The 26472-nt window shown below is 38.9% G+C and carries 24 protein-coding genes; 23 read left to right on the top strand and 1 reads right to left on the bottom strand.

Going from position 1 to position 26472, the window contains the following annotated elements; translation table 11 throughout:
- Positions 1-118: 118 nt before the first annotated feature.
- The 10 genes from ileS (at position 119) to pyrE (ending at position 10124) form a co-directional block, all read left to right on the top strand.
- A complete protein-coding gene (gene ileS / locus HMPREF3177_RS05710) occupies positions 119-2857 on the top strand; it encodes an isoleucine--tRNA ligase (RefSeq protein ID WP_070457601.1) in 2739 nt (912 codons plus the stop codon).
- Positions 2858-2865: 8 nt separating this feature from the next.
- Complete coding sequence (gene lspA, locus HMPREF3177_RS05715; RefSeq protein ID WP_070457603.1) at positions 2866-3345, top strand: signal peptidase II; 480 nt, start codon at positions 2866-2868, stop codon at positions 3343-3345.
- On the top strand, positions 3326-4240 hold the full coding sequence (locus HMPREF3177_RS05720) for an RluA family pseudouridine synthase (protein ID WP_070457859.1): 915 nt from the start codon (positions 3326-3328) through the stop codon (positions 4238-4240). Before lspA ends, HMPREF3177_RS05720 begins: the two co-directional genes overlap by 20 nt.
- 205 nt (positions 4241-4445) lie before the next feature.
- Positions 4446-4961 carry a bifunctional pyr operon transcriptional regulator/uracil phosphoribosyltransferase PyrR gene (gene pyrR, locus HMPREF3177_RS05725; protein ID WP_070457604.1) on the top strand — a complete coding sequence of 172 codons (516 nt, stop codon included), beginning with the start codon at positions 4446-4448 and terminating at the stop codon, positions 4959-4961.
- Between the two features lie 45 nt (positions 4962-5006).
- On the top strand, positions 5007-5924 hold the full coding sequence (locus HMPREF3177_RS05730; RefSeq protein ID WP_070457606.1) for an aspartate carbamoyltransferase catalytic subunit: 918 nt from the start codon (positions 5007-5009) through the stop codon (positions 5922-5924).
- On the top strand, positions 5890-7152 hold the full coding sequence (locus HMPREF3177_RS05735; protein ID WP_070457609.1) for a dihydroorotase: 1263 nt from the start codon (positions 5890-5892) through the stop codon (positions 7150-7152). The genes HMPREF3177_RS05730 and HMPREF3177_RS05735 overlap by 35 nt, the downstream gene beginning before the upstream one ends.
- Before the next feature lie 13 nt (positions 7153-7165).
- Complete coding sequence (locus HMPREF3177_RS05740) at positions 7166-7915, top strand: dihydroorotate dehydrogenase electron transfer subunit (protein ID WP_070457611.1); 750 nt, start codon at positions 7166-7168, stop codon at positions 7913-7915.
- Positions 7912-8814 carry a dihydroorotate dehydrogenase gene (locus HMPREF3177_RS05745; RefSeq protein ID WP_068128860.1) on the top strand — a complete coding sequence of 301 codons (903 nt, stop codon included), beginning with the start codon at positions 7912-7914 and terminating at the stop codon, positions 8812-8814. Before HMPREF3177_RS05740 ends, HMPREF3177_RS05745 begins: the two co-directional genes overlap by 4 nt.
- 9 nt (positions 8815-8823) lie before the next feature.
- A complete protein-coding gene (gene pyrF, locus HMPREF3177_RS05750; RefSeq protein ID WP_070457614.1) occupies positions 8824-9516 on the top strand; it encodes an orotidine-5'-phosphate decarboxylase in 693 nt (230 codons plus the stop codon).
- A complete protein-coding gene (pyrE, locus tag HMPREF3177_RS05755; protein WP_068128856.1) occupies positions 9516-10124 on the top strand; it encodes an orotate phosphoribosyltransferase in 609 nt (202 codons plus the stop codon). The genes pyrF and pyrE overlap by 1 nt, the downstream gene beginning before the upstream one ends.
- A gap of 478 nt (positions 10125-10602) precedes the next feature.
- On the opposite strand, the gene HMPREF3177_RS05760 is transcribed toward pyrE, so the two are convergent.
- Positions 10603-12303 (bottom strand): Rqc2 family fibronectin-binding protein, encoded by a 1701-nt coding sequence (locus tag HMPREF3177_RS05760; protein ID WP_070457617.1) that lies wholly within the window; start codon positions 12301-12303, stop codon positions 10603-10605.
- Between the two features lie 127 nt (positions 12304-12430).
- Here HMPREF3177_RS05760 and gmk point away from each other — a divergent pair, with 127 nt between their 5' ends.
- The 13 genes from gmk to HMPREF3177_RS05825 all read left to right on the top strand — a co-directional run bounded on the left by gmk (position 12431) and on the right by HMPREF3177_RS05825 (position 26065).
- On the top strand, positions 12431-13054 hold the full coding sequence (gene gmk, locus HMPREF3177_RS05765; protein ID WP_040929233.1) for a guanylate kinase: 624 nt from the start codon (positions 12431-12433) through the stop codon (positions 13052-13054).
- Complete coding sequence (gene rpoZ, locus HMPREF3177_RS05770; protein WP_068128850.1) at positions 13054-13257, top strand: DNA-directed RNA polymerase subunit omega; 204 nt, start codon at positions 13054-13056, stop codon at positions 13255-13257. Before gmk ends, rpoZ begins: the two co-directional genes overlap by 1 nt.
- 54 nt (positions 13258-13311) lie before the next feature.
- Positions 13312-14499, top strand: a complete 1188-nt coding sequence (gene coaBC, locus HMPREF3177_RS05775; RefSeq protein WP_068128848.1) for a bifunctional phosphopantothenoylcysteine decarboxylase/phosphopantothenate--cysteine ligase CoaBC — start codon at positions 13312-13314, stop codon at positions 14497-14499.
- Positions 14499-16874 carry a primosomal protein N' gene (gene priA, locus HMPREF3177_RS05780; RefSeq protein ID WP_070457620.1) on the top strand — a complete coding sequence of 792 codons (2376 nt, stop codon included), beginning with the start codon at positions 14499-14501 and terminating at the stop codon, positions 16872-16874. Before coaBC ends, priA begins: the two co-directional genes overlap by 1 nt.
- 8 nt (positions 16875-16882) lie before the next feature.
- Positions 16883-17821 (top strand): methionyl-tRNA formyltransferase, encoded by a 939-nt coding sequence (fmt, locus tag HMPREF3177_RS05785; protein ID WP_070457622.1) that lies wholly within the window; start codon positions 16883-16885, stop codon positions 17819-17821.
- The gene (rsmB, locus tag HMPREF3177_RS05790) at positions 17818-19110 is read left to right on the top strand and encodes a 16S rRNA (cytosine(967)-C(5))-methyltransferase RsmB (protein WP_070457625.1); all 1293 of its coding nucleotides are present in this window, start codon (positions 17818-17820) and stop codon (positions 19108-19110) included. The genes fmt and rsmB overlap by 4 nt, the downstream gene beginning before the upstream one ends.
- A 12-nt stretch (positions 19111-19122) precedes the next feature.
- The gene (locus HMPREF3177_RS05795; protein ID WP_068128840.1) at positions 19123-19851 is read left to right on the top strand and encodes a Stp1/IreP family PP2C-type Ser/Thr phosphatase; all 729 of its coding nucleotides are present in this window, start codon (positions 19123-19125) and stop codon (positions 19849-19851) included.
- Positions 19852-19853: 2 nt separating this feature from the next.
- Positions 19854-21782: a Stk1 family PASTA domain-containing Ser/Thr kinase gene (pknB, locus tag HMPREF3177_RS05800; protein WP_070457627.1), complete on the top strand. Its 1929-nt coding sequence runs from the start codon at positions 19854-19856 to the stop codon at positions 21780-21782.
- 81 nt (positions 21783-21863) lie between these two features.
- Positions 21864-23132 carry a cytochrome P450 gene (locus tag HMPREF3177_RS05805; protein WP_070457629.1) on the top strand — a complete coding sequence of 423 codons (1269 nt, stop codon included), beginning with the start codon at positions 21864-21866 and terminating at the stop codon, positions 23130-23132.
- A gap of 100 nt (positions 23133-23232) precedes the next feature.
- On the top strand, positions 23233-24096 hold the full coding sequence (rsgA, locus tag HMPREF3177_RS05810; RefSeq protein ID WP_070457631.1) for a ribosome small subunit-dependent GTPase A: 864 nt from the start codon (positions 23233-23235) through the stop codon (positions 24094-24096).
- The gene (gene rpe, locus HMPREF3177_RS05815; RefSeq protein WP_070457633.1) at positions 24096-24740 is read left to right on the top strand and encodes a ribulose-phosphate 3-epimerase; all 645 of its coding nucleotides are present in this window, start codon (positions 24096-24098) and stop codon (positions 24738-24740) included. Before rsgA ends, rpe begins: the two co-directional genes overlap by 1 nt.
- A gap of 3 nt (positions 24741-24743) precedes the next feature.
- The gene (locus HMPREF3177_RS05820) at positions 24744-25349 is read left to right on the top strand and encodes a thiamine diphosphokinase (RefSeq protein ID WP_070457635.1); all 606 of its coding nucleotides are present in this window, start codon (positions 24744-24746) and stop codon (positions 25347-25349) included.
- Between the two features lie 11 nt (positions 25350-25360).
- Positions 25361-26065, top strand: a complete 705-nt coding sequence (locus tag HMPREF3177_RS05825; RefSeq protein ID WP_070457637.1) for a DUF554 domain-containing protein — start codon at positions 25361-25363, stop codon at positions 26063-26065.
- Positions 26066-26472 lie beyond the last annotated feature (407 nt).

Consider the following 26472-nt stretch of genomic DNA (forward strand, 5'->3'; position numbering starts at 1 on the left):
AATTATATAAATATATAAATGAGTGGGCTCTTTATGAGTCAATTAGGGTGGTAACACGGTGAAATCGTCCCTTTTTGACTTGTAAAGAGTTTTTAATTTATTAGGAGGAAATATAAGAATGGATTACAAAGACACGCTACTTATGCCGCATACGGATTTTAAAATGCGCGGTGGATTAACACAAAAAGAGCCAGAAATGCAAAAGCGCTGGCACGAAATGGATTTATATAATAAAAAATTAGAATTAAATAAAGGGAATGAACCGTTCGTATTACACGACGGACCACCATATGCTAACGGTGCAATTCATACGGGACACGCGTTAAATAAAATTGTAAAAGATATCATTAACCGTAACAAACAAATGCAAGGATACTACACACCATATGTACCTGGATGGGATACGCACGGTTTACCAATCGAGCAAGCACTGACGAATAAAGGTGTCGACCGCAACAAAATGTCTGTGAGTGAATTCCGTAAAAAATGTGAAGCATTCGCAAACGAACAAGTACAAGGTCAAAAGGCTGGATTTATGCGTATGGGTATCGACGGAGAGTGGGATAACCCGTATTTAACATACAAACCAGAATTTGAAGCATCACAAGTACGTGTCTTAAAAGATATGGTAGAGCGTGGCTTAATTTACCGTGGTAAAAAACCAGTGTACTGGTCACCTGTATCAGAATCGAGTTTAGCTGAAGCGGAACTTGAATATAAAGACAAACGTTCACCGTCAATTTACGTGACGTTTAAAGTAGAAAACGGTAATGACGTAATTGAAAAAGGCGTAAACTTAGTCATTTGGACGACAACTCCGTGGACGATCCCTTCAAACTTAGCAATCGCTGTTCATCCTGAATTGAATTATGTACAGTTTGATTATGAAGGTGAAGCGTACGTTATTGCTGAAGAATTACTTGACGCGTATTTAGAAGCTGTTGAGTGGGATAAAGAAAAAATTACTCGTACGAAAGAATTTAAAGGTTCTGAAATCGAACGCGTCGAAGCAAAACACCCATTATTTGATCGTATGAGTCTCGTTATTTTAGGAGATCACGTAACGACTGACGGCGGTACTGGACTTGTCCATACAGCACCTGGTCACGGGGATGACGACTATAAAGTGGCACAAAAATATGATCTTGAAATTTTATCTCCAGTAGATAACAAAGGTGTATTTACTGAAGAAGCGGGCAAATATGAAGGATTATACTATGACGATGCAAACAAAGTAATCGGTGAAGACTTAGATGAAGCTGGCGCATTAGTTAAACTACAGTTCATTACGCACTCATATCCACATGACTGGCGTTCTAAAACACCGGTAATCTTCCGTGCAACACCACAGTGGTTTGCGTCAATCGAAAACGTACGTGAAGAAATTTTAGAAGCATTAAACAACACGAAATTCCAAGTTGAGTGGAATAGAGAACGTATGTATAACATGATTAAAAACCGCGGAGACTGGGTCATTTCACGTCAACGTGTTTGGGGTGTACCACTTCCATTCTTCTATGCTGAAAATGGTGAAGCAATAGTAGACCCTGAAGTAATGGAACACGTTGCAACTCTATTTGAAACACACGGAAGTAACGTTTGGTTTGAATGGGATGCAAAAGACTTATTACCAGAAGGATTTACGCACGAAGGTTCTCCAAACGGTACGTTTGAAAAAGAAACAGATATTATGGACGTGTGGTTCGACTCTGGGTCAACACATAGAGGGGTACTCGATTATAGAGATTACTTAACGTATCCATCAGACTTATACTTTGAAGGTTCTGACCAATATAGAGGTTGGTTCAACTCTTCACTTATTACAAGTGTCGCAACGCGTGGAGTATCACCATACAAAGAGTTATTATCACACGGATTCGTCATGGACGGAGAAGGTAAGAAGATGTCGAAATCACTCGGTAACGTTGTAGATCCAACGAAAATTATGAACCAAATGGGTGCAGACATCATTCGTCTATGGGCATTCTCAAGTGACTTTGAAGAAGACGTACGTATTTCTGACGACATTTTAAAACAAGTGTCAGACGTATACCGTAAAATCCGTAACACGATGAGATTCCTACTCGGAAACTTAAGCGACTTTAACGTTGAAACAGACAAAGTTGCATATGACGATTTATACGACGTCGATAAATATATGTACAACAAATTTAGTAAGTTTTATAACGAAACGAGAGACAACTACGACGCATATAACTACATTACGATTTACCAGTCGTTACAGAACTTCATCAACGTAGACTTATCAAACTTCTACTTAGATTATGCAAAAGATATTTTATATATCGAAAAAGAAGATTCTCTAGTAAGACGTAGTGTACAAACAGTGTTACACCGTATTTTAGAAGATTTAACAAAAGTGTTAGCACCAGTGCTTGTTCACACAGCTGAAGATATTTATGACCATACACCAAACCGTACAGCTGAAAGTATCCACTTAACACACTTTAGTGACAAAGAAGATGTCGATGAGAAAGTATTAGAACAGTGGGCTCAAATTATGGCGGTACGTGATGACGTTTATAAAGCGTTAGAAGTAGCACGTAACGAAAAAGTCATCGGTAAATCACTCGATGCGAAAGTGACGTTAACATTACCTGAAGGATTAACAAAAGACAGCATCAATTCAGAGTTCACACAGCTCTTTATCGTTTCGCAAGTTGAAATCGTCGATGAGTTAACAGATGGTACAACATATCAAAACACGACAGTTAAAGTAGAGCATGCTGAAGGCGAAAAATGTGCACGTTGCTGGAACTATAAAACAGACAGAAACCTCGTGAGCGGTAAAGATGATATTTGTGATCGTTGCCGTACTGTTGTTGGAGAAAACTAGGTGAGACGATGAAAAACTATCGAATTATTCCGATGAGTATTTTCGGTATCGGTATATTGGCGCTTGACCAAATTACAAAATTCCTCGTAGTTAAATTTATGGACTACGGGGAATCGATACCAATCATAGAGAACTTCTTATCGATAACGTCACATAGAAATAGTGGCGCAGCGTGGGGGATGTTACAAGGTAAGATGTGGCTCTTCTACATCATTACCGTATTCGTCATTATTATGTTGGTATATTTTTATAAAAAAGAAGCGACGGATAATTTACTACTACAATTATCACTGACAATGCTAATCGCAGGAGCGTTAGGGAATTTTATCGACCGTGTACTATTTCAAGAAGTGGTCGATATGATCGATACGATGATTTTCTCATATGACTTCCCGATATTTAACGTTGCAGATTCGAGCTTAACGATTGGAGTCATACTCATGCTATTTCAATTCTTTACAGAGCGTGGTGAACAAAGTGGAAATTAAAATCGAAGAAAAAGATGTCAACGTACGAATCGACAAACTACTACTTGATTACGTCGAAAATAGTTCTCGTACTGAAATTCAGAACCGTTTAAAAGAAGGTAATATTGTCGTCAATGGTGACGAAGTGAAACCGAACTATAAAGTGAAACTCGGTGACGTGATCAAAGTGTTTGAGCGAGAAGTAGAAGACGTCGATATTATACCTGAAGATTTAAATTTAAATATCGTATATGAAGATGATAATGTCGCAGTCGTTTATAAACCGTCTGGGATGGTCGTTCATCCGTCAGCTGGACATAAAAGCAACACGCTCGTTAACGGTTTAATGTATGCACTTGATTCGCTATCAGGCATTAACGGAGAATATCGTCCGGGTATCGTTCATAGAATCGATAAAGATACGAGTGGACTGTTAATGGTCGCTAAAAACGATGTCGCACATCGCGATTTAAGTGAACAGTTAAAAGATAAAACAGTCGACAGACGATACGTCGCACTCGTTCATGGAGAGATTCCACATAACAAAGGAACGATTGACGCTCCGATTGGACGTAACAAAGAAAAGCGTCAACAAATGGCAGTCGTCGACGATGGAAAAGATGCAGTCACGCATTTTAACGTATTAGAACGTTTTAATGGCTACACGTTAATCGAAGCGATTTTAGAGACGGGGCGTACACACCAAATTCGTGTGCATATGGATTATATCGGATATCCAATCGTTGGAGATCCCGTCTACGGTAGAAAAACAAAATTTATTACAGATGGGCAATTATTACATGCGAAAACAATCGGTTTTACGCATCCTGTTTCAAAAGAGAGACTGAGCTTTTCATCTGAATTACCAGAACAATTTAAAACAGTACTAGAAGAATTACGTTTAGAAAAAAGTTAATGGATTGTGTTGACAAATATTTTAAATAAGACTATAATAATAAGCAACATAATTAAATACTTATGTGTCTTTAAAATTGGTCCCGTGAGGCCAAAAAGACATGATGAAACGTATATATAACGCTCGCTTTATGTGCGATTTTACTGACGCGTATACTCATGTCTTTGGCATGAGTATTTTTTTATGATTATTAGGAGGATGCCAAATGGCAAGAACTGTTTTAGATGAACAAGGAATCAATAGAAGTTTAACGAGAATGTCACATGAAATACTCGAGAGGTATAAAGGAAGTAATGACGTCGTACTACTCGGTATTCGAAGACGCGGTGAGTACCTCGCAAACCGAATGCGAGACAAGATTGAAACAATCGAAGGAGAAGCGGTTGCAGGCGGTACGATCGACATTAAAAACTTTAGAGATGACACAGCGAGAAGTGAAAACACTGAAGGGTTAGACACTGACAGTGATTTAAATGATAAACACGTCGTCTTAGTAGATGATGTCATGCAAACTGGTCGAACGATTCGAGCAGCAATAGACGCAATTATGTTCCACCATAGACCAAAGACGATTTCACTCGCAGTACTCGTTGACCGAGGTCATAGAGAGTTACCGATACGACCAGATTTCGTCGGTAAAAACATTCCGACACGAAAAGAAGAAGAAGTCGTCGTACAAATCGAGGAAATCGACGGTGAAAACTCAGTTTCAATTTCTTAATCTAAAACTACTCCTACAATAATCTTAAAACCGGAGGCATGTACTATGAAAAACTTATTATCAATGGACAACGTATCACCAAGAGAGATTTACGAAATTATTTCACGCGCACAAGAAATCAAAAAAGGCGACTACAAAAAATTCGACACAGACAAAACGGTATGTAACTTATTTTTTGAAACGTCAACACGTACAAAATCAAGCTTCGAAATGGCTGAATTTAGACTTGGTATGCACGCAATTCCTTTTGAAGTGTCACAATCAGCAGTTCAAAAAGGTGAATCGTTATACGACACGTGTAAAACACTTGAAGCAATCGGTGTAGATGCACTTGTCATTAGACACCCTGATAATAAGTACTACGAGCAATTAGAAGGCATTAACATTCCAATCGTAAACGGTGGAGACGGAAGCGGAAGTCACCCATCACAATCTCTACTCGATATGATGACAATTTACGAACACCACGGTAGAATCCACGGGTTAAAAATCGTAATCGTTGGAGACATCGTACACTCACGCGTAGCGAAATCAAACGCAACAGCACTTCGTAAAATGGGCGCAGAAGTTTACTTCTCAGGTCCAGAAGAGTACCAAGATCACTCACTCGGAGTCCCTTACATGGAATTAGACGAAGCGATTGAAGTATGTGACGTCGTCATGATGTTACGTGTACAAAACGAACGTCACGACAGAAAAATGTTATTATCAAACATCGAGTACAACCAAAGATACGGTATTAACCAAGCACGCGTTCGACGCATGAAAGATGATGCAATCTTAATGCACCCAGCACCAATGAACCGCGGTGTAGAAATTACTGACGAATGTGTAGAAGGAGATAAGAGTGTTATCTTCGAACAAATGGCAAACGGTGTATTTATCAGAATGAGTATTTTAGAAAGAGTTCTTGAAGGAGAGAAATCTAGTGCTTTTAACACAAGCGAAGTTATTGTTAGATAATGACTTCATCACTAAAGATGTATTAATCGAAGACGGTATTATCACAAAAATTGCGGATTCAATCGAGCAAGAAGGTCACGACGTAATCGACTTAAACGGTAAGTTATTAACACCAGGACTCGTCGATGTTCACGTTCACTTTAGAGAACCAGGATTTGAACATAAAGAAACGATTAAAACAGGATCTTTAGCAGCAGCACGTGGAGGATTTACGACAGTATGTCCAATGCCAAATACAAATCCGATTATCGATAGCGTTGAAACACTCGACAAAGTAAACGAAATTATCGAGCGTGACGCAGTCATTCGCGTATTACCTTACGTATCGATTACTGAAGGGTTAAGCGGAGAAAAGCTCGTCGACTTTGACGGGTTAAAAGCACACGGTGCATTCGCATTTACTGATGACGGTGTCGGTGTCCAAACAGCAAAAGTTATGTATGAAGCTATGAAAAAAGCAGCAGCGATTAATATGCCGATCGTTGCACATACTGAAGATAACTCACTTGCAGGGTCTGGTGCGGTTCATGAAGGTGACGTATCAGAAAGGCTCGGCGTCGAAGGAATTCCAAGCCTTGCAGAGTCAACACAAATTGCACGTGACGTATTACTTGCTGAAGCAGCAGGGTGCCATTACCACGTATGTCACGTTTCAACAAAAGAATCAGTTCGTGTCATTCGCGACGCAAAACGTGCAGGCATTAAAGTGACAGCAGAAGTGACACCACACCACTTAGTGTTAGATGAAAGTGACTTTACTGAACTCGATCCAAACTTCAAAATGAACCCACCACTTCGTGGTAGCGATGACCGTGAAGCATTAATTGAAGGCCTGCTCGACGGTACGATTGACTTTATCGCAACAGACCATGCACCTCATCATAAAGATGAAAAAGCAGCTGGTGTCGAGAAAGCTCCATTTGGAATCGTCGGCATTGAACATGCGTTCCAATTACTCTATACGAAGCTCGTTAAAACAGGTGTATTCACGTTACAACAACTTGTAGATTTCATGACAGTTAAACCAAGTAACGTCTTTAACTTAGATAGCGGTGAGATTAAAGAAGGAAAAGCTGCTGACTTAACAGTGATTGATTTAGAAGATAACGTGACGATTACTGAAGATGGATTCGTATCTAAAGCAAGCAACTCACCATTTATTGGTGAGGAATTAAAGTCAGATATTTTCATGACAATTTGCGACGGTAAAATCGTCTACGAAAAATAATAGGAGTGTCGACATGAATCACTTACTCAGTGTAAAATCTCAAGAAGAAATTGCACATAACATATACAAGATGGTGATCCATGGCCCGATTACAAGTAAAATGAAAACGCCAGGTCAGTTTGCACATATTCGTGTAAACGAGACTTCGGCGTTTATGCTGAGACGTCCGATATCTATATCGGACGTTGATGCTGTCAATGAGACTTTTACAATTGTATATCGTGCTGGTGGAAAAGGGACTACAGAATTATCGAAATTAAAAGCTGGAGACAACGTAGATGTGTTAGCACCTCTTGGAAATGGTTTCCCAGTTGAAGATGCGAATCACGTATTAATCGTCGGTGGAGGTATCGGGGTACCACCACTACTTGAGTTAACAAAGCAATTACATAAACGCGGCGTAAAAACGACACACGTATTAGGCTTTAGTTCTAAACGTGAAGTCTTTTACGAAGAGGAATTTAGTCGTTACGGAGACACATATATCGCAACAGTCGATGGCAGTTACGGAACGAAAGGTTTTGTCACCGACGTCATCGACATGTTAGATACAAAGTTCGATAAATTTTATTCTTGTGGACCAAAAGTGATGTTAAAAGTGTTAAGTGACACGTTAGATATGGATGGATACATTTCATTAGAAGAGCGTATGGGATGTGGATTTGGTGCATGTTACGCATGTGTTGCTGATAAAGAAGACGGGACACAAGTAAAATTATGTGTCGACGGTCCAGTATTTAAAAAAGGAGAGATCATTTTATGAGTTTAAACGTAGAATTACCAGGTCTCTCTTTAAAAAATCCGATTATGCCAGCTTCTGGTTGCTTTAGTTTTGGCGAAGAGTACAGTCAGTTTTATGACCTTTCTAAACTCGGCGCGATTATGATTAAAGCGACAACAGTTGAACCACGTAAAGGGAATCCAACACCGAGAGTAGCTGAAACAGATTCAGGCATGTTAAATGCGATTGGACTACAAAATCCAGGCTTAGATCACGTATTAGAACATGAGCTTAAATATTTAGAACAGTTCGATGTTCCGTTAATCGCTAACGTAGCTGGAACGACAATCGAAGACTATGTGGAAGTTGCAAAACGTATTTCAAAAGCGAAAAACGTGCATGCTTTAGAGTTAAACATTAGTTGTCCAAACGTTAAAGCAGGTGGAATCCAGTTCGGTACGAACCCTGAGATGGCGTATAACTTAACTAAAGCAGTTTACGAAGTGTCAGAAGTGCCGGTATACGTTAAACTTTCACCAAACGTCACGTCAATCGTCGATATGGCGATGGCAGTTAAAGATGTATGTGATGGTCTTACGATGATTAACACACTCGTCGGTATGAGACTTGATAATAATGGCCAACCGATTATTAGTAATATTACGGGTGGTTTATCTGGCCCAGCAATTAAACCGGTTGCGTTAAACATGGTATACCAAGTGAAAAAAGCATTACCAGATATGCCGGTCATCGCGATGGGTGGCGTCACGGACGTGCAAGACGTCATCGACTATATTTCAGTCGGAGCAGATGCGGTCGCAGTTGGTACAGCAAACTTCACAGATCCGATGACTTGTCCGAAATTAATAGACGGACTTGAAGCATACTTAAAAGAACACAACATTAAACATATACACGACTTAAAAGGGAGAACGCTCTAGGAGGATACAATGAATACACCAATTATTGCACTTGACTTTAATCGTTATGAAGAGGTCGAAAACTTCTTAAAACAATTCGATGAAAAACTATACGTTAAAGTTGGAATGGAATTATATATGCTTGAAGGGCATAACGTCATTAAAGAAATTCGCGCGATGGGACATGATTTGTTTTTAGATTTAAAACTTCATGATATCCCGAACACTGTGTCACGTACGATGGCAGGACTTGGACGTTTAGACGTACAGATGGTAAACGTACATGCACGCGGTGGAAGTGAAATGATGAGACGTGCAAACGAAAGCTTTAAAGAATATAATCCAGACGGAATTTGTATTGCGGTTACTGAGTTAACGAGTACGAACGAACATATGGTTGAACACGAACTTCAGTCAAAATTATCGTTAAGAGATTCAGTGCTAAACTTAGCACAACTCACATACGACGCTGGTTTAGATGGAGTTGTTTCATCTCCATTAGAAAGTCAAATGCTACACGAAAAAATTGGTCCAGACTTTTTAACAATTACACCGGGGATTCGTCTAAAAGAGAGTCAAACAGACGACCAAGTACGTATCGTAACACCAGACGAAGCGAGACGACTCGGTTCAAACTATATCGTAGTAGGTCGCCCGATTACTCAGTCAGATAATCCAGTTGAAAGTTATCATAAAATCAAAGCAATGTGGGAGGGGAAATAATGAGTAAACGTGTATCAGAAATTTTATTAGATATCGAAGCGGTTAAAATTCAACCGAACGATCCATTTACATGGGCAAGTGGCATTAAATCTCCAATCTATTGTGATAACCGTAAAACGATAGGATTCCCGAAAGAGAGAAAAGAACTTATTACGTTATTCATTGAAAAGATTAAAGAAAACTATAGCGACGTTGAAGTTATCGCTGGTACAGCAACAGCTGGCATTCCGCACGCAGCATTTTTAGCAGCAGGCCTCGACTTACCGATGGTGTACGTGCGCGGTGAAAAGAAAAAGCACGGTGCAGGAAAACAAATAGAAGGCGGCGACGTCGAAGGTAAAAAAGTGATCTTGATCGAAGACCTATTCTCAACAGGTGGTTCTAGCCTAAAAGCAGCAGACGCTTTAAAAGAAGCAGGCGCTGAAGTCATATCCGTGATGAGTGTATTTAGTTATGAACTAGACGTACTAAAAGAAAACTTTGAAGCAGCAGGATTAGAATACAGAAGTTTAAGCACAATCGATGAAATGCTTGAACTATGCGAAGAAACAAACAGACTCAGTGAAGCGGACATCGAAGTCGTTAAAAACTTTAGAGATAACTTATAAAATGAAAGAACTCGGCCATTGCGCCGAGTTCTTCTTTTTTGTGGGTTTTGGTGCGTATTGATGGGGGGTTGATGTGATTTCGTACGTTTGGATGCGGGAATCGTCGGTGAAAGATCGGTCTCGCCGTCGATAAGCTGAATCGTCGGTGAAATGAAAAGTTAACCGTCGCTAATAAGGAAATCGTCGGTGAAAATTCAGTTCGCCGACGGTAACGGTCGAATTGTCGGTGAAATTTTGAGTTTCGGGTTTTTCGCCGACGATACTGTCTTTCCCGTCGGTGAATAAAAAATTCGCCGACGATAATCTGTTCTGCGACGGTGAAAAAATCGATTCGCAGGCGATAATCCGAATCGTCGGCGAAACTCCAATCTCACCGACGCAAATCACTAAATCGTCGGTAGGTTCTTCATCTCGCTGACGCAAACTACACAATCTCAGACGATGAAGTACCTAAAAATCCACTCAGACAGATAATCATCTACTCCGAGTCTTCCATTAGACGGATTTCTCGTTCTACCGGTGTGACGTACACTGTTTTTTGATCGGTGTACGTGACGAACCCGGGTTTTGTGCCTGGGATGTTTTTGACATGTCGGATTTCTGTGTAATCGACTGGGACTGATTGTGATTCTTTTCCTTTTGAGTGATACGCAGCGATTTTCGCAGCTTCCATTATATCGTCTTCAGTGATCTCGTCGGCAACATGCATAATGACGACGTGACTTCCTGGCATATCTTTGACGTGGAACCACAGATGATTTTTACTCGCATGACGGTTTGTTAAATAATCATTTTGCGTATTATTTTTACCGACGAGGACCGTTAAACCGTTTGACGTTTTATATTTATTAAGATGAACCGCATGCTTCTTCTTACGCTTTCTGCGCTTCTTCTCTTTGATGATTCCTTCTGACATCAGTTCCTCACGGATATCTTCGACCTCTTCGGTAGTTGAAATACTCTCCATTTGATGTAGTAACGTCTCGAGATAATTTAAATCCACCTTCGCAATTTCGAGTTGCTTTTCCGCTTCAATTTCTCGGTTTTTCATCTTATTGTATAAGTGATAATATCTTTGTGCATTATCCGCAGGTGATAAGTGCACTTTTAGCGGAATCGTAATTTCTTTATTTTCATAGTAATCGAAGACTTTCGCTTCCTCGCTATACGATTTTAACTCGTGCATGTATGCCGTCAGCAATTCACCATACTTTTGATAGTCCTCTTTACGGTGAGACTCTTCGATATCTTCATTTAACTTTTCGATTTTACGCTTTGTTTTGTCATAATTTTGCTCGATGACATACAAGTAATCGTTCGCTTGTCGTTTTATATTTTGTTTAATATATCTTGAATGATAAAATTCATCGAGTAATTCTGAGAGCGTATCGAAGTGGATTTTTTCATCATATTGATGATTTAAAGTCTCGAGTTCACTATAGTAAAACGCATCTCTATTACCGATGTACAATGTCGGATTTAAAGATAAAGTACTCAGTGTCTCTTCAATACCACTCACGATATTTTTGATGTTCCAGAACTTTACACGGTGCTCAGCTTCTTCAATAAATTGTAAACTCACACCTTCGACGTTATTTAAAATTTGTCGATTCAGTTTCCCACCGTTAAAGTCAATATATTTTGGTAAGTCGTTAATTTCTTCAGTTCTAGGATTTAACTTCTTTTTCGTTGGCGGTGCCTCGTACTGTATCCCTGGTTGAATCGGGCGCTCGTTTTCAGAGAGCGATATGTGCTTCATCGCAAAAATGATTTTTTTATGTTCATCCGTTAAAATGATGTTCGAGTGTCTACCCATAATTTCAATGATGAGCTCTCGTTCGATTTCGTCACCGATTTCGTCGCGATTCGTAACCCTCATATGAATGCGGCGGTCATTACCGATTTGCTTAATATCTCTAATAAATCCAGACTCTAAATCACGACGTAACATGCGTAAAAACATCGGCGGTTCAAACGGTGTTTCGTAAGATTCATTTGTAAAATGAATACGTGCTAAACTTGGGTGGCAACTCACTAAAAGTGTTTGTGTTTTACGTTCTGCACGTATTTTTAATATAATTGTATACGGATCGATTTGATGAATTTTATTAATACGTCCACCTTTTAGTGGAGTAAATTCGTTCATGAGTTCATGTATAAAATTTCCGTCAAGTGCCATGATTATTGCACTCCTATCTTTCAGAAAATGTACTTTATCTATTATAACACCGTCTAACTTATAGTGAAATTATCTCATGATTATGGTAAAGTTAAGAATAATCACTTTAATGAAAGGTTTACTGCGAATGACAAACGATAAAGGATTGCTGATTGTTCTTTCTGGGCCTTCTGGGGTCGGAAAAGGAACAGTGCGTAAAGCATTGTTTGAAGATGAAGAAACTAACTTTAAATACTCAATTTCAATGACGACACGTGATAAACGTGAAGGGGAAGTGGACGGTGTCGACTACTTCTTTAAATCGCGTGAAGAATTTGAGCAATTAATTGAACAAGATAAATTTATTGAATATGCGGAATACGTTGGAAATTATTACGGTACACCAGTTGATTTTGTTCATCAAACGATGGAACAAGGCCACGATGTATTTTTAGAAATCGAGGTTGAAGGTGCAAAACAAGTGCGCGACAAATTCCCTGAAGCGCTATTTATCTTTTTAGCACCACCGTCAATCGAACAGTTAGAGTCGCGTCTTGTCGGTCGTGGCACAGACTCTAAAGAAATTATCGAACACCGTATTAGCGAAGCAAAAAGAGAATTAACACTTATGAATTTATATGACTTTGTTGTCGTCAATGATTCTATCGAAGAAGCAAAACGAAAAATTCGATGCATTGTAGAAGCAAATCATTTAAGACGCTCAAAAGTAGAAAGACATTTAAGAAAATTACTGTTGGAGGTAGAGGAGTAATGTTATACCCGTCACTTCATGAATTAAAAGAAAACGAAAATTCAAAATATATGATCGTCATTATGGCGGCAAAACGTGCAAGAGAATTACAAGACCATCCTGAATATGCGGTGTTCGGTGGAGACACAGGATATAGGTCTAAAAAGACTGTCGGTATGGCACTCGAAGAAATCGCAGATAAACACGTAACACGTAAGGACTAATGTGAAGCTGACAATGTATGTTGTCAGCTTTTCTTTACTATTAGAGGTGATCTTATGGCAAATATTTTACTCGGAGTAACTGGTGGAATCGCGAGTTATAAAGCAATTGATGCAACGAGCAAACTCACGCAACTCGGTCATAACGTTAAAGTTGTTTTAACAGAAAATACGTTACAATTCGTCTCACCACTCGCATTTCAAGCGATTGGTCGAAATCACGTATATACGGATACATTTAAAGAAGAAAATCCAGCTGAAATTGCGCATATTAAACTTGGTGAATGGGCAGACATTATTTTAGTGTTACCCGCAACGGCAAATACGATCGGTAAACTCGCAAACGGGATATACGACAATATGTTAACGAACGTCCTCGCGGCAAATACGAAACCCGTCATGATTATGCCGGCAATGAACGTTAATATGTTAAATCATCCGGCGACGCGACGTAATATCGACATCTTAAAAAAAGACGGTTATCATTTTGTCGATAGCGAAACTGGCTTTTTAGCATGTGGATATAATGCCGACGGTAGACTAGCGAGTATTGAAACGGTCATCGCGGAGATGAATCGTATTTTATCTTTAAATGAAGATTTAAAAGGAAAACGCGTATTAGTAACAGCAGGCCCGACAAGAGAGAGAATAGATAGCGTTAGATATTTAACGAACTATTCGAGTGGAAAGATGGGTTACAGTATCGCTGAAGCGTTTAAAAATCGAGGTGCGACTGTAACAATCGTGAGTGGGCCAGTCAGTATTGACCCGCCGAGCGGTGTCAATGTCATTCGAGTTGAATCGACAGAAGAAATGTTTGAAGCGGTCAAAAATAATTTAGACAACGATATCGGTATATTTTCTGCAGCAGTATCTGATTACACACCAAAACACGTAGCGACAAAAAAGCTTAAAAAAGAGACAGATGCACTTGACGCTATTGAGTTAAAAGAAACGACAGATATTTTAAAATATGTCGGGCACAATACGGACGATATGTACGTCGTCGGATTTGCTGCTGAGACGGATAACGTCGAAGAAAATGCGCTAAAAAAACTAAAGAAAAAGCAAATTGACGCGATTTGTTTAAACGACGTATCGAACTCGTCAATCGGTATGAATAGTGACTTTAACGAGATTACGATGTTCTTTAAAACGGGTGATAAAACACAGTTAAACTACGGGACGAAACAAGAAATCGCAGACAAAATCGTCGACGAAATCGTAAAGCGAGTGGACCTATAATGTACGCATCAGTCATCGTCGCGATTAGCAATAAGAACGTCGATCGTCTCTTTACGTATAAAATTCCTGAACACTTAGAAGATAAAATACAACCAGGATCTAGAGTATTCGTTTCATTTGGACCGAGAATGATTCAAGGATTTGTCGTCGAGGTTAAAAATGATACCGACTTAGACCCTTCTAAAATTAAACCGATTCAAAAAGTTATGGACGTCTACCCAGTCCTTACGAAAGAACTTATTCATTTAAGTAAAAAGCTCGCAGATTATTACGTCGAACGACATATAAAAGTCATTGAAGCAATACTCCCTGCAGCGTTAAAAATGAAATCGAGATCTGTATTAAAACTAAGTGATGACGCGTCCACAATTGCTAGAGAAACATTTAAAAAGTTTGACGATGAAAAAATCGACGTTAAACTGCTCGATATGAACGACTTAAAACAATTAATGCCGTTTATTAACTCTAAAGAAATTATCGAAGAAAAAGAATTTTCTCAGCATACGAAAAAGAAGACACGTCGAGGGATTGAGTCAAACTATTTAGATATAAAACCATCGAGTCGAGCAGTGAAACAAATCGAGTTACTCGAACTCGTCGAAGACCGTGGTCCGTTAACGTATGAACAAATCGAAGAAGAAGGATACTCTATAGGAGTCATTAACGCACTCGTCGATAACGGCTTTTGTAAAAAAATCGATATATTAGTCGAGCGCGATCCATATGAAGGGCGAGTATTTTATCAAGATGAAAAAAAGATACTCACGCCTGAACAACAACACGCGTTTGACACGATTAAAAAATCGATTGATGACGATACACACGAAACATTTTTACTACACGGAATCACTGGCAGCGGAAAGACAGAAGTATATTTACAAGTGATTGAGGAAGTATTAAATCGTGGTGAAAATGCGATTATGATGGTCCCAGAAATTGCACTTACTCCACAAATGGTGCAGCGTTTTAAATCGAGATTTGGTGACGACGTTGCAGTGATTCACTCGATGTTAAGTCACGGTGAACGATATGATGAGTGGCGTAAAATACGTGAAGGGCGTGCTCGAATTTCTATTGGCGCACGAAGTAACGTGTTTGCGGCATTTCAAAACGTCGGGTGTATTATTATCGATGAAGAACACGAGTCGACTTATAAACAAAACGAACGCCCGTATTATCACGCACGACTCGTTGCTAAGTGGCGCGCGGAGTATTATAACTGTCCGTTAATACTTGGATCTGCAACACCGAGTATCGAGTCATACGCCCGAAGTGAAGTCGGCGTGTATCAGAGACTTGAACTTACAGAAAGACCGACGGAACAAACCGTTCCAACTCCAGAAATCGTCAGTATGGTTAAAGAGCGAGAAGACGGCAACACGTCAATCATTTCACGTAAACTCGACATGAAAATTCGAGACCGAATAAGTAAAGATGAACAAATGATCCTGCTACTCAATCGAAGAGGATATGCGAACTTTTTAGTCTGTCAAAACTGTGGTCACGTTCCGATGTGCCCAAACTGTGACATCAGCTTAACGTATCATAAATCTAACAATTCACTGATGTGTCATTACTGTGCATACGAAGAGCCGATGCCAACAAAATGCGGAGCGTGTGGTGAACACGATTTAAGTCTTCGCGGGACAGGAACACAAAAGATAGAAGAAATATTGCGCGATACGTATAACGTCGACGTCGTACGAATGGATATCGACACGACGCGTAACAAAGGTGCACACGAAAAGCTATTAAGCACGTTCGAAAAAGAAAATATTCCGATACTACTCGGCACACAGATGATTGCGAAAGGGTTAGATTTTAAAAACGTCACACTCGTCGGAGTGTTAAATGCAGATACGATTTTAAATCTACCGGATTTTAGAGCCAATGAACGTACGTTTCAACTCCTCACTCAAGTATCCGGGCGCGCAGGACGCGGAGACGTTGAAGGAGAAGTGATATTCCAAACGTATAACGAAGATCATTACGCGATCCAATTCGCAAAAGAAAATGACTATCGTTCGTTTTACTTAAGAGAAATGGAATATCGAAAACTCGCACGGTATAGCCCGTATTACTTCCACGTATTATTTACAATTTCAAGCGAGTATCAAGACCGCGTCATTAAAGCAGCGAGTGACATTCATACAGTCATTCAAAAAGACGTGTCGAATCGTTCGATTTTAATTGGACCGAGTCCATCTCCAATCGAGAGAATCCAAAACAAATATAGGTTCCAAATAATATTAAAATATAAAAGTGAGCCAGAACTGTTTAAAGTACTCCATGAACTGGATAATAAGTATAGTAAGGAATATCAAAAGACACAAACATCGTTAAGAATCGATGTTGATCCAGAATATATTATGTAGGTGAAACTATGGCAAATATAATTTTTATGGGAACGCCAGATTTCTCTGTTCCCATTTTAAGAGCGCTACACGAGACGTTCGAAGTTGATCTCGTCGTATCTCAGCCCGATAAAAAGGTCGGCAGAAAACAAATTTTAACGCCTCCTGCAGTCGCAAAAGAAGCGGCAACGCTTGGCATAGAAGTATTCCAACCGGAGGCTATCGGTAGTACTTCATCGATTGAAAAAATAAAATCATACGACCCAGATATTATTGTTACAGCCGCATACGGTCAGCTGTTAAGTGAAGACGTGTTAAACATACCAAAACTCGGGTGTGTTAACGTTCACGCGTCACTCTTACCTAGACATAGAGGGGGCGCACCGATTCACCGTTCGATAATTGAAGGCGATGAAAAAACTGGCGTCACATTAATGTATATGGCAAAAGCGTTAGACGCGGGAGACATCATCGCGCAGCAAGAAACAGTCATCGAAGATAGTGACACAGTCGGTACGCTTCATGACCGTTTAAGTGAAATTGGTACGGAATTACTGATAAATGAGTTACCAAATATTTTAAACGAAACAAATTCACGTACACCTCAAGACGACGCATTAAAAACGTTTAGTCCAAACATCGAAAAAGAAGATGAGTTCGTTACGTTCGACCGTCCGTCTAGAGAAGTGTTTAACCATATCCGGGGTTTAAACCCGTTCCCGGGAAGTTATACATTGTTAAATGGTAAACGACTGAAGTTATATTTATCGAAATTGACAGAAAAACAGTCGACAGAAAAGCCGGGAACGATTGTCAAAGAAACGAAAGACGGATTTTTAGTTGCGACAAATGATTTTGACTTAGAAATTACAGAAGTACAACCTGCAGGCGGAAAACGTATAAACGCAGGTCAATATATTCGTAATAATAGTGATTTAATTGGCTACGTGCTCGGTGAAGACGTATGACAGTAAGAGAATTAGCACTCGATGCGTATTCAAACGTCATTCATGACGGTGGGTATTCAAATATCGTTTTAAATCGAATCATCGAGGAAAACGAATTATCACAAAAAGACCGTGCGTTACTCACAGAGATTTTGTACGGTTCGATTTCGAGGAAATTAACGCTCGAATATTATTTACGCCCACTCATACAAACGAAAATAAAACGTTGGCAACGCGATTTACTCGTCATCAGTCTATATCAATTAGAATATCTCGATAAAATACCGAGTTACGCAGTGATCAATGAAGCGGTTGAAATTGCTAAAGAGCGTGGTGGACTACAGAGTTCACGTCAAATTAACGGTATTTTACGTAGTTTCTTACGTGAAGAAAAACCAAAAATCAGCGATATTAAGAACGACGCGACGAGGCTATCAATCGAGTACTCACTACCGAAGTGGATCGTCAAACATCTATTAAAACATCATTCAGTCGAAAACACAGAAAATATCGCAAAAAGTCTACTCGAAAGACCAAACATGTACGTCCGCGTAAACAAGAAACAAACGACGCGTGAGACACTAATTAAACAGCTACAAGACGAAGGAGTGACTGCTAAGAAAAGCTCTATTCATGAAAATGCAGTCATCGTTTATGGTGGAGGGCTAACGGAAACGAAAGCCTATAAAGATGGATTATTTGGTATTCAAGATGCGAGTTCGATGTGTGTCAATTATGCATTAGATCCAACTGGAAAAGAAGCGATACTCGATGCATGTAGTGCGCCTGGCGGGAAAGGATTCCACGCACTAGAAAATATGAATGGACACGTCGATTTTTCAGACGTATTTGAACATAAACTGACATTAATCAAAAATGAAAGCAAACGTTTAAAACATACGAATTTAAATGTAATGCTAAAAGATGCAACAAAAGACGAGTATGATACGATGTACGATAAAATAATTGTAGATGCACCGTGTTCAGGGCTCGGCGTATTAAAACGTAAACCTGAAATTAAGTACAACGTCCGTGAAGAAGATATCAACACACTTGTTGACATTCAACTATCGATTTTAAATCACGTCAAACAGTATTTAAAACGTGGCGGTACACTCGTTTACTCGACATGTACACTGCATCAAATGGAAAATGAAAACGTCGCATATACGTTTAAAAAACAGTCGACGGATATAGAATTTGACGAATTTGAAATTCCACCGTTTAAATTTAAAGGAAACATGCGTCAAATTCTCCCCCATGAACTGAATACAGACGGTTTCTTTATCGCTAAATTTAAGAAACTGTGAGGGAGGACAGCTATGAAATTTTATGAGAAAAGTATTTGTGGGAGTTACCGTAATTTAAACGAAGATACGGCCTACGTATTTCAAAATAAAACCGGTCAAAAAATCGCGTTAATTGCCGACGGTATGGGTGGCCATGAGCATGGTGAAGTCGCTTCAAAATTTGTCGCTTCTAAAATTAAAGAAGCGTTCGAAGAGACGAACTACTTTAAACCAGACGACGGCAAAGATTTTTTAAGAGATTTAATTATTCAAACGAACCGCGAGTTATATGACTATTCAAACGAAAATACGGAGTCTAAAAATATGGGAACAACACTCGTTTTAGCAGCATTTTTAGATGAAATGATTTACGTATTTAACGTCGGAGATTCTAGAGCGTATGCACTTAAAAAGTTAGAAATACGCCAAATCACAAACGACCATACGTTTGTTAATATGCTCGTCAGTTCAGGTGAAATTACAAAAGAAGAAGCAAAATCTCATCCTCAAAAAAATATCGTAACGAAAGCACTCGGTACAACACGACTCATTCAGCCAGATTTATTTCGTTTAAAAAATCATCTGTATGATTATATCGTTTTAACGAGTGACGGCGTGACAGATGTCGTGGACGATGAAACGATTCATAAAATTGTGTATGAAAACGAAAGTAAAGCAGATGAAATTGTAGCTAAAGCTGAAAAAAATGACTCGAAAGATAACATCAGCGTTATCGTCGTCGACTTAAAGGCGGGTGAATAGTAATGGAAGGAAACATCATTTCAGATCGTTATCGCCTTAAAAAATATTTAGGCGGTGGGATGAGTTCAGTTTATTTGGCCGATGATATTATATTAGACCGTGAAGTCGTCGTAAAATTGATAAAATCAGATCCGTATAACAAAGAAAAGATGATGCAACGCTTCCAGCGTGAAGTACAAAACACAACACGATTAAACCACCCAAACATCGTTACAGTGATCGACGTCGATGATACGAGTGAATACCACGTACTCGTCACGGAATACATTAAAGGTCCGAACTTAAAACAATATATCGATGAAAATAAGCCGCTACCATATGATAAAATCGTAGAACTGTCACTTATGACGCTTCGTGGTATCGAACACGCGCATAACCGTGGAATTATCCATAGAGATATTAAGCCGCAAAATATTTTAATCGATGAAGATGGTCAGTTAGAAATTACGGACTTTGGTATCGCGAAAGCTTTATCTGAAACAAGACTTACTGAAACGAACCAAGTGATGGGTTCTGTTCAGTACATTGCACCAGAACAAGCAAAAGGAAAGCATGCGGATGAACGTGCGGACCTTTACAGCTTTGGAATCATGTTATACGAAATGATTACGGGAGAATTACCATTCCAAGCTGAAACTCAAGTATCCGTAGCGCTTCAACATATACAGTCACCAATGCCAAACATCGACGATAAGCGTGAAGGTGTACCACTAGGACTTAAAAACATCGTCTATAAGTGTACCGAAAAGGAACCGAACGACCGTTATAGTGACGCGTCAGAAGTAATTCGTGATTTACTTGACTACAAAAATATGACACATGCGTATAAAGCGAATAATGAACCTAAAATAGTCGATAAGGACAAAGTGAAAGTAGCACCTGTTGCACCAGTTCCGGTAAAACCTAAAAAGACAGAGCCACAAGCAACACAACCACCAAAAGAAGAGACTAAAAAGAAACGTCGTATATGGCCGATTATCGTTATTTTATTACTTCTTTTAATCGGTGGAAGTGCGCTAGGGGCGTTATTCTTAAAATCAACACCGAAAGAAGTCACGGTCGAAGACGTTCAAGGTATGCATGTTGACGAAGCCGTTCAAAAATTCGAAGAAGCAGGCCTCGTGATCGGTGATATTACACGTGAACATAACGAAAAGATTGAAAAAGATCACGTCATTAATACGTCTCCAAAATCCGGTGCTATCTTAAAAGAAGGTGACACGATCGACTTAAATGTGTCTGACGGTGAACCACCATATGAAATGGAAGACTTTACGAAAAAATCAATCGATGACGTTAAAAAGAAATTAGAAGAACTTGGATTTAATTCTGTTAATATCGAAGAGGAATATTCAAGTGAAATCGATAAAAATAAAGTTATCGAACAATCGATAAAACCAGGCACAAAAATTATTCCAAAAGAAGAATCGATTACGTTAACGGTATCTCAAGGTCCTGAACCGATAGAAATAGAGAACTTCGTCGGAAGACCGTTCGAGGAAGCGAAACAAGTACTCGAAGGCAACGGATTTATAATTAACAGTGTGAATGAAATCCATAGTGACGAATACGGCGAAGGGATCGTAGTGTCTCAAGACCCAAGTTACGGTGCGTTTTTACCAGGCTCTCCAATTAATTTAACAGTGTCTAAAGGTAAAGCGCCAAAAGAAGCAAAAGAATATCAATTTAAAGTGACGATTCCATTTGGAGAGGATACTTCTAAAGATAAAGACAAGAAAGAAAAAACGAAAAAAGTAAAAGTCTATATCGAAGATAAAACACGAAACATCGATGACGTCGAGGAAGAGTTTGTGATCTTTGAAGACACACCGTACACGATTAACCTCGTCCTAGAAGAAGGTGAATCAGGTGGTTATCGTATCGAAGTCGATGGTAAAAAAGTGTTAGAAGAAAAAATCAAAAATGATTAAATAAATTTATTGAAATATTGGCGTTTATAAAAAATGTTATTTATAATAAAAAGGAAGACTTCAATTTGGAGGATGAAAACAATGGCAAAAATTAAAAGAGATAAAGGTCTAGATAATACGTTAAAAGTATTTAAACAAGGGTACCTTTATACTACAAATCAAAGAGAACGCCTAGGTGCAGAAGTGTTTGAAACACGTGCACTCGGTGGTAAAAGCTACGTCGTTTTAAGTGGAAAAGAAGGGGCAGAACTATTCTACGATAACGACAAAATCGAACGTGAAGGTGGTTTACCTAAGCGTGTTGTAAACACTTTATTCGGTAAAGGTGCGATCCACACGACAACTGGTAAACAACATATCGACAGAAAAGCGCTATTCATGTCATTAATGACTGAAGGAAACTTAGAGTATGTACGTAAATTAACACGTAACTACTGGAAAGCTAACACAGCGCGTATGGAAGCGATGGGAGACGTTAACGTTTACCAAGAATCTATCGTTCTATTAACACGTATTGGTATGCGCTGGGCGGGAGTAACTGCTCCAGAAGAAGAAATCGAAAGAATCGCAGAAGACATGGATATCATGATCGACTCATTCAAAGGTCTCGGTAATGCGTTCAAAGGTTACAAATCATCTAAAGATGCGCGTAAACGTGTTGAAGACTGGTTAGAAGATCAAATCATTAAAACACGTAACGGTGAAATTAATCCTCCAAAAGGCTCATCATTATATGAGTTAGCACACTGGAGAGACTATGAAGGTAATCAAATGGATTCACGTCTTGCAGGTATCGACCTCATGAACACGTTCCGTCCATTAATTGCAATTAACCGTTTCGTATCATACGGTGTACTTGCACTTTACGAACACAGAGAAGCAATTCGTAAAATGAGCACGGTAGAAGATTATCCGTACATGTTCGCTCAAGAAGTAAGAAGATTCTACCCATTCGTTCCATTCTTACCTGGTAAAACGAAAGTAGAAGTGGAACATAAAGGTGTGACGATTCCTAAAGACCAACGTCTCGTAATCGACGTTTACGGTACGCTTCACAGTGAAGAGTTATGGGATCAACCAAACAAATTCATTCCAGAACGTTTTAGAGACTGGGACGGATCACCATTTGATATGATTCCACAAGGTGGCGGAGACTACTGGACTAACCACCGTTGTGCAGGTGAGTGGATCACAATCATCATCATGGAAGAAACTATGAAATACTTCGCAAACGAAATCACTTGGGACGTTCCAGAGCAAGACTTAACAATCGACTTAAACAGTATCCCTGGTTACATTAACAGTGGTATGGTCATCAACAACGTTAGAGAAAAAGTGGATCGTTTCTAATATATTTCCCTCTAAACAAAAATGTTTAGAGGGATTTTTTATGTTTCTTAAATATAAACGTTTGTTATAATTTATTTAGATGAAAATTTTAGGAGGCATTATGCAAACAGGTAAAATTGTAAAAGCGCTTGCCGGTTTTTATTACGTTAAAAGTGACGGCATAGTATATCAAACAAGAGCGCGTGGAATATTCCGTAAACGTAAAGAGAGTCCATTAGTTGGAGATATTGTCGATTTTGAAGCGGACAACGTACAAGAAGGAACGATTACTCATATACATCCACGTAAAAATAGTTTAGTCCGTCCGCAAGTTGCTAACGTCGATCAACTACTCATTACAGTGAGCATAAAAAATCCGGACTTTAGTTTTTATTTAACAGACCGATTTTTAGCATATAGTGAATCTAATCATATTACGCCAATTTTAATCGTTACTAAAAACGATTTAAATGACGATGAAGAATTAATCAAAAAAATAAAAGAAACATATGATATGTATGACGTGTACTTTACAGAAAAAGACACGGTAAATGAATCATTAAAAGATATATTCCCAGATAAGTTATCGGTCCTTGCTGGACAAACGGGTGTCGGGAAAAGTACGTTATTAAATACGTTACTTCCAAACTTAAACTTAGAAACAAATGAAATTAGTGAAAAGCTAAATCGCGGAAAACATACGACACGTCATGTTGAATTGATCGATAAAAACAACGGTCAAATCGCAGACACTCCAGGATTTTCTACGATTGATTTTACACATATCGATAAAGAAGACTTACGTTTTTATTTTAAAGAATTTAACGTTTTTCTAGACGACTGTAAATTTAGAGGATGCGTCCATATTAACGAACCGAAATGCGCCGTAAAAGATGCTTTGAATAATGGTGATATAAAAGAAAGTCGCTACAACAGTTACTTACAAATATACGAAGAAATGACGAATTACAAGGAGAGATATTAATGGTTAAAGTATTACCATCATTACTAGCGAGTGATTTTTTAAATTTAGAAAGTGAAATGAAGAGAATGGAAGAAGCAGGTGCGGATATTTTCCATTTAGATATTATGGATGGACAATTTGTGCCGAATATTTCATACGGTATTCCTGTTTGTGAAGCGATTAGTAAAAAAACGAATATTCCACTAGACGTTCACTTAATGACAGAAGATCCAGAGCAGTTCGTCGAAGAGTTTCGCGATATGGGTGTTGAATATTTATCGTTTCATATTGAAGCAACGCCGCACGCACATCGCTTAATCACGCATATCCAAAACAACAACATGAAAGCAGGCATCGTTTTAAACCCACAAACGCCAGTGAGAGATGTTGAGTATCTGTTAGACATCGTAGACTTCGTTCTCGTCATGACAGTGAATCCAGGATTTGGTGGGCAGTCGTTTATCGAATCTGGTGTTAAAAAGATTGCAGAACTCGATTCTATTCGTACGAGGGAAAATTATGACTATTTAATTGAAGTAGACGGCGGAGTGAACGATGAAACCGCACGCGTGTGCCGTGAAGCGGGTGCAGATTTACTCGTGAGTGGATCGTACTTATTTAAAGCAGATAATACAAAAGAGACGATTGATAAACTTAGAGGTTAATATATGAAAGCTAACGTAGTGATGAGAGAAGTGAGCGTTCCAAAAATTTCTGGAGATTATGTCGGGGTCGACCGCGGAGTGTATCAGTTACTTAAACTTGGTATTACACCGAAATTTTGTTACGGTGATTACGATTCAGTGAATGATAAAGAACGCGACTTCATTGAATCAAAACTTAAAATCCATGCAGTCAACAGTGAAAAGGATTATACGGATAGCGAGCTTGCGTTATTTGATCTTGTCGATAAAGGTTACAAAAAAATCGACGTATACGGTGCATTAGGTGACCGTATTGATCATGAGTTAATGAATATTCAACTACTTTTAAACGAGAAATTTAAAGACGTCGACGTCAGGCTGATCAATGATTTAAATATTATATTTAAAGTTGAAGGTAGTCGTGAACTACAAAATCTCGGGTATAAGTACATTTCTTTTATACCAATTTTTAACGATACAGTTTTAAAATTAGTCGGATTTAAGTATGATGGAGAAGTCACTACGTCTATTGGAAGTACGTTAACAGTATCTAATGAATTTGCAAGTGACGTTGCGACGGTTGTAACGAATCAACCTGTCATTGCGATTTATTCAAACGACAGAAGTTAGGAGATGAAAGTATGATATTACTTGGTGCACTCGTCAACGGGCTCGCCATAATCATCGGTGGTTTACTCGGGTTAATATTTACTTTTATCCCCGAACATGTGAAAGATTCAATTTTAAAAGCACAAGGGCTCGTTATTATTGCGCTCGGAATTCAGATGATTTCCTCATCGACAGACGTCATTGTTACGCTGTTAAGTTTAATCGTCGGGGTGACGATCGGTGAATACTTAAAGCTAGAAGACAAACTAAACGGTATTGGGCACTGGCTGGAATTTAAGCTAGGCGATAAAAACGCAGGAAACATCTCGCAAGGACTCGTCTCTGGAACGATGATATTTATAATCGGAGCGATGTCAATCGTCGGGTCACTCGACGCAGGGATGCGCGGTGACAATACGGTCTTATATACGAAATCATTTATGGATTTCTTTATCGCACTCGTCATGACAACGACATATGGACTCGGCGTCATCATTGCTGGTATTCCTACATTTTTATATGAAGGACTCATTACACTCGGCGCAAAAGGATTTGCGCACTTCATACCAGAAGACGTATTAAAAACGATGACAAAACAAGTCAGCGCAACTGGAGGAGTCATTATCTTTGCGATCGGTTTAAACATGATGAACATCACAAAAACACGTGTCGGAAACATGATCCCAGCGATATTTGTCGCGATGATCGTCATATATATCATGAGTTTCTTTAGATAAGACGAACTATAATTCAGAGTTCGTCTTTTTTCATCTTGTGGCGTGGTGGTTGGGTTGGTTGAGAGCGTAATTGTACACGAAATAGGTAGGGTGTTTACACAAAAGGGATTTGCGTAAAAAGATTTTAAATAATTTAACATAACTTCGATTTCTGTAAACGACCATCTCGTTACGTTGACAATTAAGCGTTTTGCGTTAAACTAACACGAACTCTTTTAACGCAAACAGCATTTGCGTTAAATTAAACCGAAAACGATCTTGCCGCCACTATTTTTTAAGATGAAAAGCTGTTAAACAGCAGCTCGGTTTTTCATCTTGTTAAATTAACGAGGGTATCTTTAACGGAAACGCCCGTTGCGTAAACGAAATAAATTTAATTTTACACAACTCTCGAATACGTCAAAGGG

Origin of the sequence: Nosocomiicoccus sp. HMSC09A07 (assembly GCF_001808485.1) — a bacterium.
Taxonomy (GTDB): Bacteria; Bacillota; Bacilli; order Staphylococcales; family Salinicoccaceae; genus Nosocomiicoccus; species Nosocomiicoccus ampullae_A.